This window comes from Rhodococcus sp. (in: high G+C Gram-positive bacteria) (assembly GCF_049286785.1).
Lineage (GTDB): Bacteria > Actinomycetota > Actinomycetes > Mycobacteriales > Mycobacteriaceae > Rhodococcus_F.
The window spans coordinates 1-10,325 of record NZ_JBAQEO010000571.1 but is presented as its reverse complement, the minus strand read 5'-3'; the positions used below and the strand labels follow the sequence as shown (position 1 = coordinate 10,325).

The following is a 10,325-nucleotide window of genomic DNA, read 5'->3' as shown; positions in this document are numbered from 1 at the left end:
GGGCTTCGTCAACAGCCTCACCCAGCTGTACGTCGCGCGCGTCGCCCTCGGTATTGCAGAAGCAGGCCTGTTCCCCGGTCTGCTGCTGTACCTGACGTTCTGGTTCCGGTCGGGCGAGCGCGCCCGGGCGATCGCGATCATGGCGTTGGCCCAACCGGTCGCCATGATTGTCGGCTCGTTCTCGGGTGGTCTGATCCTCGATCACATCACCTGGTTCGACATGAGCAGCTGGCGCTGGGTGTTCATTCTGCAGGGCGCGCCGACCATCCTGCTCGGCTTCGTAGTGCTGTTCTATCTGCCGAACCGGCCACGGGAGGCGAAGTTCCTCACCCGGGAGGAGTCCGATTGGCTCGAGAACGAAATCACCGCGGAGTACAAGGAGCCGGAAACCCACGCGGGTGTCAAGGAGCAGCTGGGCGCCGTCAAGAACCGGAAGATCCTGTACCTGGCGGTCGCCAACCTGTTCGCTGCATGCGGTCTGTACGGCTTCACGTTCTTCCTGCCGCAGATCGTCAAGCAGATGGATCCGGGCTACTCGGCCACCAACATCGGATTCCTCGGTGCGATTCCGTTCGTGGTCGGTGCTCTCGGCATGCTGGGGATCAGCCGCTGGTCGGACCGGACCGGTGAGCGCAAGCTGTTCGTGATCGGCTTGATGATCCTGGCCGCGGTCGGACTGCTCGGCACGATCATGTTCCGGCACACTCCGGCTCTCGCGTTGATCTCGTTGTCGATGGTCGCGATCGGTGTGCTCGGCTATATGGCGCCGTACTGGGCGATGGCCTCGCAGGTGCTCACCCGCGCCGAGACCGCCGTCGGTCTCGCTGCGATCAACACCATCGCGGCCATGGGCGGGTTCTTCGGCCCGTATGTGATCGGTAAGAACGCCACGGCAGACAACGTCACCATCGGCCTGTACTTCCCGATCGGATGCCTGCTGATCTGCGCTGTGATGCTCGCGTTCCTGAAGGTGCCGAAGAGCGACACGGCCGCCACCACCGAAGCGGTGCTGACCGGCAAGCAGTAGATCCGCTGGCGACTCGGCCGGTTTCCCTCGTGGGGAGCCGGCCGTTCGGCGTTTACCGGACCGGTAATAATTCATACATATACTAAATGTCCCGAACGTGCCCGACAGGTCACGGCCTCCACTCGCGATAGGGTTCCACCATGACCGATCAGGACGCCGCACTGCCGCAGGGCAGCCCCGAACGTCTCGACTTCTGGTCGTTCATCCAACTGGCGAATCGCCGCCTGAGCACCGAATACGGCTCGACTCACGAGCTGGCGACACAGGTTCTGCTCACGCTGAACAGGGCGTCGAATGTGGTGACCTACGACCTCGAGTCGTCCATCCACCGTCCTCGCGGACTCTCCTGGTCCGGGTTCCGGTTGATGTTCGTGACCTGGCTCGCCGGCCCGATCGACGCGAAAAGTGCGGCAGAACTGACCGGCATGAGCCGCGCCGCCGTCTCCAACCTCACGAAGACGCTGGTCAGCGCCGGTCTGATGGACCGGAACCCGGACGAGCGCGACGGCAGGTCGGTGCAGTTGTCCCTCGCCGAGCGTGGCCGCAGCGAGATCGTCGACATCTACCGCGAGCAGAACGAGCGGGAATATGCGTGGGCAAGCGTTCTTACCGAGGCTGAGCAGCATGTTCTCGTCATGCTGCTCGACAAGCTGATCACCAACCGCAGCCAGTTCGATGTGCGCGGACGGAACTGACACGATCCTTCGCACCAATTGACGGTCCGGCATGCGTGCTTGCCAGTGTGCCGGCAATATAGTTAAGGTGTTTACTATCAGGCACGCGAACAGGCGAGGAGTCCGTCATGGCGTTCTACCGGCAAGTGGGCAGCATTCCGCCGAAAAGGCACACTCAGCACCGAGACGAGAACGGTCGGCTCTACTACGAGGAGCTGATGGGTGAAGAAGGCTTCGCCTCCGACTCCTCGCTGCTCTACCACCGCGAGATCCCGTCGGCGATCGTCGACGCGACCGTGTGGGATCTGCCCGATCAGAGCACCACGCCCAACCACCCGCTCAGACCGCGCCACCTGAAGTTGCACGATCTGTTCCCCGAGTCCGTCCAGCCCGACACGGACGTCGTGACCGGGCGACGGCTCATCCTCGGCAACGCGGACGTGCGGATCTCCTACGTCGTCGCACGCAAGGAATCGCCGCTCTACCGCAATGCCATCGGTGACGAGATGGTGTACATCGAATCCGGTGCGGCTACCGTCGAAACCGTGTTCGGCGCGCTCGAAGCGAAGCAGGGCGATTACGTCCTGATCCCGATGGCCACCACCCACCGGTGGATCCCGCAGGGTCAGGAACCGTTGCGGGCCTACGCGATCGAGGCGAACAGCCACATCGTTCCGCCCAAGCGCTACCTGTCGCGCTTCGGCCAGTTACTGGAGAACGCTCCCTTCTGCGAGCGCGACCTGCACGGCCCGGCCGAGACCCTGCAGGCCGAGGGCGCCGACGTGGAGGTGCTCGTGAAGCACCGCACCTCGCAGGGCGTCGTGGGCACGCGAATGGTCTACCCGACGCACCCGTTCGACGTGGTGGGCTGGGACGGCTGCCTCTACCCGTACACGTTCAACATCTCCGACTACGAGCCGATCACCGGCCGGGTCCACCAGCCGCCGCCGGCCCACCAGGCCTTCGAAGGCAACAACTTCGTGATATGCAACTTCGTGCCGCGCAAGGTCGACTACCACCCGCTGTCGATTCCGGTGCCGTACTACCACTCGAACGTCGACTCCGACGAGATCATGTTCTACTGCGGTGGCGACTACGAGGCGCGCAAGGGCTCGGGCATCGGCCAGGGATCCATCTCGATTCACCCGGGCGGCCACGCGCACGGACCGCAGCCCGGGGCCTACGAGCGCAGCATCGGCGTGGAATTCTTCGACGAGCTGGCCGTCATGGTCGACACCTTCCGTCCGCTCGAACTCGGTGAGGGCGCGTTGGCGTGCGAGGACCGGAAGTACCCGTGGTCCTGGTCGGGACGGGGGCCGGTGGAATGACCTCGATCCCTTCCCTTTTCGTGGGTCTGTGCGACGACGCCGCACTGTTCCCGCCCGGCAATGCCCCTCTTCCGGACGCGTTGCCCGCGCATGCCGTTCACCTCGCCAGTGGTTACGCGGATCTCGTGGGACCGTTGGTCTTTCCCGTCTCGCGTCTCGGTGAGCTTGCCGAGCACAAGGTGCACGACCTCGAGCTGAGCCTCACTGCACCGGGCGGCCCCGAGGCGGTTACCGCGGCGCTCGACACGATCGCCGCCATCGACGGTGCCTCGCTGGTGGCGCTGGAGATCGCCCCTCGCGCAGAACAGTCTGCGCTCGACTTCTTCACCGCTCTGGAAGCTCTGCCGGCGGCCGTGGCGGATCTCGACATCTTCGTCGAGGTACCCCGCGGTGAGCGTCGGCCGGACTTCCTCGAGGCGTTGCGGGGGTCACCCTTCGCAGCCAAGTTCCGCACGGGCGGGGTTGTCGCCGAGGCATATCCCGACGAACGGGAGCTCGCGGAGGCCCTTCATACGGTGGTATCCGACGGAACGCACTTCAAAGCGACCGCCGGCTTGCATCATGCCGTCCGCAACACCGACCCGGTTACCGGCTTCGAGCAGCACGGCTTCCTCAACCTGATGCTCGCGACCCGTCACGCACTCGGCGGCGCTGGTTCCACCCAGGTGGCGGCGGCCCTGGCCGAACGCGACGGTGGGGTCCTCGCAAGGGAACTCACCGATCTGTCGGCCGAGGTCGTCGACGCCGTACGCCGTAGCTTCCGCTCATTCGGAACCTGCAGCGTCCTCGAACCCCTCGAGGACCTGATGGCGCTGGGACTCGTGCCCTCGTCCGTCCTCACCTCAGCTTCCGAAGGAGCTCACGCATGACCGCCCTGACCATCCCCGCCGATTCCCTCTTCGGACCCGAGAACTTGCCGTACGGGGTGTTCTCGACGGCGGATGCGGGCCCTCGTGTCGGTGTCCGCGTGGGCGACTCGGTCGTGGATCTCGCTGTCGCACTGGGTGACGACGTCTTCGCGCAACCCACACTCAACGCATTCATGGCGCAGGGTCATGACCGCTGGCTCAAGGTTCGCCGCCGGATCACCGAGCTGGTCTCGGGCGGGGTAGCGGACAATGCCGTCTTCTCCGTCGACGACGTCACGATGCATCTGCCGATCGCGGTCGCCGACTACGTCGACTTCTACGCGTCGGAGAACCACGCCACCAACCTCGGACGGTTGTTCCGACCGGATTCCGCTCCACTGATGCCCAACTGGAAACATCTGCCCGTCGGTTATCACGGGCGCTCGAGCACCGTCATCGTGTCGGGCACCGACGTGATCCGCCCGTGCGGGCAGCGCAAGACGCCGGACCAAGATGCTCCCGATTTCGGTCCGTCCCGTCGACTCGACATCGAAGCCGAGATGGGCTTCATCGTCGGCGTCCCCTCGAAGCTGGGTGACACCATCGCTCCCGACGACTTCGCGAAGCACGTGTTCGGCGCCGTCGTCGTCAACGACTGGTCGGCCCGCGACATCCAGGCCTGGGAATACGTGCCGCTGGGCCCCTTCCTGGGCAAGAGCTTCGCCACGTCCATCTCCCCGTGGGTGGTGCCGCTCCTGGCTCTCGAAGCTGCGCGCATCGACACGCCCGAGCAGGATCCCGAGCCGCTGCCGTACCTGCGCGGGGAGGAGAAGTGGGGGCTCGACATCGACCTGGCCGTCGAATGGAACGGTCACGTCGTCTCGCGCCCGCCGTACGCACAGATGTACTGGTCTCCCGCACAGATGCTCGCCCACACGACGATCAACGGTGCCGCCGCCAGCACCGGTGACCTGTTCGCGTCCGGCACCATCTCCGGCCCGGAGAAGAACCAGCGCGGCGCGTTCATCGAACTCACCTGGGGTGGCAAGGAACCAGTCCAGGTCGGCGACGAGAGCCGGACATTCCTCGAGGACGGCGACGAGATCTCCATCTCGGCCACCGCGCCGGGTGCGAACGGAACCCGCATCGGATTCGGTGACGTTCGGGCCCGCATCCTCCCGGCCACGCAGGCCGGTTCCCACGGTGGCGTGGTACTTGGACGTCCTATAACCTTCCCGGCATGAGTCTGGATCTGCGTACCGATACCGTCGACGGCGTGCTGCGTCGCTCGGCCGCCAAATTTCCCGATCGTCGTGCCGTCGCCTTCGAAGACCGCACGTGGACGTACCGGGAGCTGGACGACGCGGTCAGCCGAGCCGCCGCGTATCTGCGTTCGCTCGGCCTCACCTCCGGTGACCGGGTCGCGGCGTACGGAACCAACTCCGACGCGTATGTCATCGGCTTCCTGGCGTGCGCCCGCGCGGGCCTGGTGCACGTGCCGGTCAACTACGCGCTCAAGGGTGGCGAGCTGAGCTACCTGGTGTCGCAGTCCGGTGCTGCGGCGGTACTGGTCGATCCCGCTCTGACCGAGACACTCGATTCGGTCCGCGAGAGCGTGGACCTGAAGCGTGTCGTTCCCCTGCGTGACGCCGAGGGTTCACTGCTCGAACACGCCCGCAGCGGTGACGTCCCCGTGGTGGAAGAGGCGGTCGCAACCACCGATCTGGTGCAGTTGCTCTACACCTCGGGAACCACATCGAAGCCCAAGGGCGCCATGATGACTCACGGTGCACTGGTGCACGAGTACGTCTCCTCGGTGATCGCACTCGATCTGGACGACCGCGACAACCCGCTGATCTGCATGCCGCTCTACCATTCGGCGGGAATGCACGTCTTCATGCTGCCGTATCTCGCGGTGGGTGCATCGGTGAATCTGATGGCCGCCCCGGACATCCCGGAGATCCTGCGCCGCGTCGAGTCGGAAAGCATCGGTGCGCTGTTCCTGGCGCCCACGGTCTGGGTGCCGCTCGCCGGTCACCCCGACCTCGAGACCCGGGACCTGTCCTCGCTGAAGAAAGCCCAGTACGGCGCATCGATCATGCCGGTGACGGTGCTGAACCGACTCCGCGAGCGCTACCCCGACCTCGGGTTCTACAACTGCTTCGGACAGTCGGAGATCGGCCCGCTCGCAGCTGTCCTGCGGCCGGAGGAGCATGAGGACCGTCCGGCGTCCTGTGGCAAGGCAGTGTTCTTCGTCGAGACACGTGTGGTCGATCCGGAGGGCAACGACGTTCCGGACGGTACACCGGGCGAGGTGCTCTACCGTTCACCGCAGCTGTGCGAGGGCTACTGGGACAACCCGGAGGCGACGTCCGAGGCGTTCCGCGACGGGTGGTTCCACTCGGGTGACCTCGTGACGCGCGACGCCGAGGGTTACCTCACCGTGGTCGACCGCATCAAGGACGTCATCAACACCGGCGGCATCCTGGTGGCCTCCCGTGAGGTCGAGGATGCCGTGTACACGCACCCGGACGTGGCCGAGGTCGCCGTGATCGGTACGCCGGACGAGAAGTGGATCGAGGCCGTCACGGCTGTCGTCGTGCTGCGTGAGGGCGCAGCCGAGCTCACGGCGGAAAGCCTGATCGCACACGTCAAGGAGCGGATCGCCCCGTTCAAGGTGCCCAAGCAGGTGGTGTTCGTGGACGAGCTGCCGCGCAATCAGAGCGGCAAACTGCTCAAACGTGAGCTGCGGGTGTCTCTGTAGCCGACCGGCCGCCGGTTAGGCTCGGTCTCATGACGAACGGATCCGACGCATCGCTTCCCTTCGAGGGCGTCACGGTTGTGAGCCTCGAACAAGCGGTGGCAGCGCCCCTCGCCACGCGACATCTGGCCGACATGGGCGCTCGGGTCGTCAAGGTCGAGCGCATCGGCGAGGGCGACTTCGCTCGCCACTACGACTCCGCGGTCCACGGCCTGGCGTCGCACTTCGTGTGGCTCAACCGTGGCAAGGAGTCGATCTGCGTCGATCTGAAGTCCGACGTGGGTCGCGGCGCTGTTCTGCGGTTGATCGCCGACGCCGACGTCTTCGTGCAGAACTTCGCACCGGGCGCCGCCGAGCGGCTCGGCTTCGGTGCGGCCGCTCTGCGCGCCGATCATCCGGAACTGATCGTGGTGAACATGTCGGGTTACGGCACGGACGGCCCGCTGAAGGATCGCAAGGCCTACGACATGCTGGTGCAGGCCGAGACCGGTCTGTGCTCCATCACCGGCACCCCCGAGACCGCCACGAAGACCGGCATCCCGTCGTCGGACATCGCGGCGGGCATGTACACCCTCACCTCGATCACGAGCGCACTGTTCAGGCGTGAGCGGACCGGTGTCGGGGCGACCATCGAGGTGTCGATGTTCGACGCCACCGTGGAGTGGCTGGGGCACCCGATGTACATGCAGATGTACCAGGACACGCAGATCAAGCGCATGGGACTGAGTCACCCGTCGATCGCACCCTACGATGCCTATCCGACGGTCGACGGCGAGGTTCTCATCGGCGTGCAGAACGACCGCGGGTGGCGTTCGCTGGTCACCGAGGTGTTCGAGCGTCCCGATCTCGCCGAGCATCCACGTTTCGTGACGAACATTCTCCGCGTACAGAACCGCACGGACACCGACGCGATCGTCGCGGAGGAGACCCGCAAGTTCACCACCGCGGAGTTGGATAAGAGACTCGCGGCGGCGGGCGTGCCGGCCGCACAACTGCGCGACATGAGCGGGCTGCTGTCGCACCCCCAACTGGAGGTGCGCGACCGCTGGCGGGAGGTGGAGACCGAAGCCGGTCCGATCCGGGCGTTGTTCCCGCCGATGACGTTCTCGGACGTGGAGATGAGCATGGGTTCGGTGCCGGCGCTGGGCGCGCATACAGACGCTTTGCTCGCCGGAATCGGCATGTCCGCGAACGAGATCGACGATCTGCGTAGTGCGGGCGTCGTTCACTGAGCTGACGCGATTCCCCGCACCGTCGAGGGCACGGTCCTTCGAGACCGCCTAGTTCCTAAACATCATGATAATATCCGATGTGATGCCGATCACGACGGTGTTCTAGTGTGAGGCGCGCACCGCTGGTCGTCGGTGCGAGGGGTTTTCCGTACTCGAAGAGGATGGCGTGATGGTCGTACGCAGCGAAGGGGCGCGTAAGCGCGAGACGAATGGTGACCGCCCGATCCCGATCGCTGTGGGTGGTTCTTCGCTGCTTCGACCACTCAAGGCTGCAGAAGTCATTGCGCGGAACATCGTCGGTGACATCCGCGCACAGAACCTCCGGCCGGGGGATGGGCTCCCATCGGAAGCAGCGATGCTCACGCAGTACGGGGTGAGTCGAGAGTCGCTCCGGGAGGGACTACGCCTACTCGAAGTACAGGGAATGATCGCTATTCGGCGAGGTCCCGGAGGTGGTCCGGTTGTGGGCTCGGTGGGTGCGGCACATCTCGGACGGGTCTCCGCGCTGTTTTTTCACATGGCTGGCGCCACCTACCAGGAGCTTTTCGAGGCCTGGGTCTGGGGGCAGGGAGAACTGGCGGAGCGCGCGGCACGCCATCCCGACGCCGACGAACGAGCTGTAACCATGGCGCCCTTCATCGACGGGCACCAGCATGAATCCGGAGATGCCCTCGAGGGCTACCTCGAAGAACATGCGGGTTTCCACCGGGCTGTTGCATCTTTGGTTCGCAACCGGGTCCTCGAGTTGAGTCTGGAATCCTACGGCCAGATCGTGGCGCACCACGTCGCGATGGTCGATGACCCACGCACCCTCCGAGACGTTCTCGTCGACGATCACCACGGCATTGCCAGGGCAGTCGCGGCGGGGCACCCCAAGCGCTCGCGCGATCTGATGGAAGAGCACCTGCGGGGCGTGGTCGACTACTGCAGAGATCGGCTGGGCGGATCGCTCGATTCCGCCATCGAGTGGCTCTGAGAGAGTCGTCGAATTCTCTGCCAACCTCAACTAGCGGACCGCGTAATCGTGGTTGCGCTGACTTTGTCGTGTTCGAACCGCACTGAGCGTCGATCACAAACCATCTCTCCGGTTTTCTTGCTGTGGGATCGGGATCTCCCCGAGGTGCAGTCCCCGGTACCTCTCCTTCGCGTGGCTTGACGTCGGGTTGCCTGCCCTGCATCGAAGGACAGGGATCGCCAGGTCAGCGCAGAAAAGAGGGGCCGCCAAGTGCGGCAATCCGGAAATGAGGTTTAACCCTTGACTTTCGAGTTCCTCATGAGCAATAGTGATCACACGTTGTCCGGGATGTGACTGGACTAACACGACCCTACGAACCGGAGCTCGACAGCTTGCTGCGATGCGCTCCCGACATTTCTTCTTCTGCTCGGCGTCGCCATTTTTTTCAGTACCTGGCGAAACCGCCGAGACAGCTGCCATAGGAGGCAATCAAGTGACACGGCTGGATGGCAAGATCGCGTTCATCACTGGTGCTGCTCGCGGACAGGGGCGCACCCACGCCGTCCGGCTTGCACAGGAAGGCGCTGACATCGTTGCGGTCGATCTGTGCAAGCAGCAGGCCAACCTCGACTACACGTCCGGAACTCCCGAGGACCTCGAGGAGACGGTGCGCCTGGTCGAAAAGGAAGGCCGCCGGATTATCGCGCGTGCTGCCGACGTGCGCGACCAGGCATCGTTGGATGTGGTTGTCGAAGAGGCGCTTCGCGAGTTCGGCGGGATCGACATCCTCGTCTCCAACGCCGGCATCTCGAATCAGGGATCGGTAGTCGGACTCACCGACCAGCAGTGGGAAGACATCCTCGGCACCAACCTCGTCGGAGCATGGCACTCGTGCCGCGCAGTCCTGCCCTCGATGATCGAGCGCGGCGTAGGTGGATCCATCATTTTCGTCAGTTCCACCGTCGGACTGCGCGGGGCTCCCGGGCAGGCGCACTACAGCGCCTCCAAGCACGGCATGCAGGGTCTGATGCTGTCGCTGGCGAACGAGGTGGGTCAGCACAACATCCGGGTCAACTCGGTCAATCCCGGCGCCGTCAACACTGAAATGGCGATCAACGAGAGCCTGCTGAAGATGTTCCTTCCCGATATCGAGAACCCGACTCCCGCTGATGCGGCAGACCTTTTCAGCAACCTCACGCTTCTTCCGATTCCGTGGGTGGAACCCGAAGATGTGAGTAACGCCGTGCTGTGGCTCGCCTCGGACGACGCCCGATTCGTCACTGGTGCAGCGATTCCAGTCGACGGCGGACAACTCGCACGCGCCTGAGTGCACCGACAGACATCGATTGGAGTCGAAATGACGAACAAGATATCGGTAGATCAGGAGTTCTGCCAGGCGCACGGTAGGTGCTACGCAGTGTTCCCAGATCTATTCGAACCCGACGACGAGGGCCGCGCACAGGTGAAGAACAACGGCGCGGTACCGGAGTCGAACTCGGT

The 10,325-nt window shown here is 64.5% G+C and carries 10 protein-coding genes; all 10 read left to right on the top strand.

The features are described from left to right. On the top strand, positions 1–1,027 hold a 1,027-nt coding region (locus WAW17_RS20680; protein WP_422334786.1), incomplete at its 5' end, for an MFS transporter. A gap of 140 nt (positions 1,028–1,167) precedes the next feature. Next, entirely contained in the window at positions 1,168–1,722 is a 555-nt protein-coding gene (locus WAW17_RS20675) for a MarR family winged helix-turn-helix transcriptional regulator (RefSeq protein ID WP_422334785.1), read from the top strand. Between the two features lie 107 nt (positions 1,723–1,829). Further along, positions 1,830–3,029, top strand: coding sequence for a homogentisate 1,2-dioxygenase (locus WAW17_RS20670; protein WP_422334784.1), 1,200 nt, complete (start codon positions 1,830–1,832; stop codon positions 3,027–3,029). Continuing rightward, the gene (locus WAW17_RS20665; protein ID WP_422334783.1) at positions 3,026–3,898 is read left to right on the top strand and encodes a hypothetical protein; all 873 of its coding nucleotides are present in this window, start codon (positions 3,026–3,028) and stop codon (positions 3,896–3,898) included. The genes WAW17_RS20670 and WAW17_RS20665 overlap by 4 nt, the downstream gene beginning before the upstream one ends. Further along, positions 3,895–5,121 (top strand): fumarylacetoacetase, encoded by a 1,227-nt coding sequence (gene fahA / locus WAW17_RS20660; protein ID WP_422334782.1) that lies wholly within the window; start codon positions 3,895–3,897, stop codon positions 5,119–5,121. The genes WAW17_RS20665 and fahA overlap by 4 nt, the downstream gene beginning before the upstream one ends. Next, the gene (locus WAW17_RS20655; protein WP_422334781.1) at positions 5,118–6,641 is read left to right on the top strand and encodes an acyl-CoA synthetase; all 1,524 of its coding nucleotides are present in this window, start codon (positions 5,118–5,120) and stop codon (positions 6,639–6,641) included. The genes fahA and WAW17_RS20655 overlap by 4 nt, the downstream gene beginning before the upstream one ends. Before the next feature lie 29 nt (positions 6,642–6,670). After that, entirely contained in the window at positions 6,671–7,870 is a 1,200-nt protein-coding gene (locus WAW17_RS20650; protein WP_422334780.1) for a CaiB/BaiF CoA transferase family protein, read from the top strand. A 169-nt stretch (positions 7,871–8,039) separates the two neighbouring features. Further along, positions 8,040–8,846 carry a FadR/GntR family transcriptional regulator gene (locus WAW17_RS20645; RefSeq protein WP_422334779.1) on the top strand — a complete coding sequence of 269 codons (807 nt, stop codon included), beginning with the start codon at positions 8,040–8,042 and terminating at the stop codon, positions 8,844–8,846. Between the two features lie 472 nt (positions 8,847–9,318). Then, positions 9,319–10,152, top strand: coding sequence for a mycofactocin-coupled SDR family oxidoreductase (locus tag WAW17_RS20640; RefSeq protein WP_422334778.1), 834 nt, complete (start codon positions 9,319–9,321; stop codon positions 10,150–10,152). Positions 10,153–10,182: 30 nt separating this feature from the next. Beyond that, positions 10,183–10,325, top strand: a 143-nt coding sequence (locus tag WAW17_RS20635; RefSeq protein WP_422334787.1) for a ferredoxin, incomplete at its 3' end; no start/stop codon positions are given.

What these genes read in the sequence shown, in the direction of transcription:
- WAW17_RS20675 (WP_422334785.1), top strand. Translation starts at nt 1,168, where the DNA reads ATGACCGATCAGGACGCCGCACTGCCGCAGGGCAGCCCCGAACGTCTC.
- WAW17_RS20670 (WP_422334784.1), top strand. Translation starts at nt 1,830, where the DNA reads ATGGCGTTCTACCGGCAAGTGGGCAGCATTCCGCCGAAAAGGCACACT.
- WAW17_RS20665 (WP_422334783.1), top strand. Translation starts at nt 3,026, where the DNA reads ATGACCTCGATCCCTTCCCTTTTCGTGGGTCTGTGCGACGACGCCGCA.
- fahA (WP_422334782.1), top strand. Translation starts at nt 3,895, where the DNA reads ATGACCGCCCTGACCATCCCCGCCGATTCCCTCTTCGGACCCGAGAAC.
- WAW17_RS20655 (WP_422334781.1), top strand. Translation starts at nt 5,118, where the DNA reads ATGAGTCTGGATCTGCGTACCGATACCGTCGACGGCGTGCTGCGTCGC.
- WAW17_RS20650 (WP_422334780.1), top strand. Translation starts at nt 6,671, where the DNA reads ATGACGAACGGATCCGACGCATCGCTTCCCTTCGAGGGCGTCACGGTT.
- WAW17_RS20645 (WP_422334779.1), top strand. Translation starts at nt 8,040, where the DNA reads ATGGTCGTACGCAGCGAAGGGGCGCGTAAGCGCGAGACGAATGGTGAC.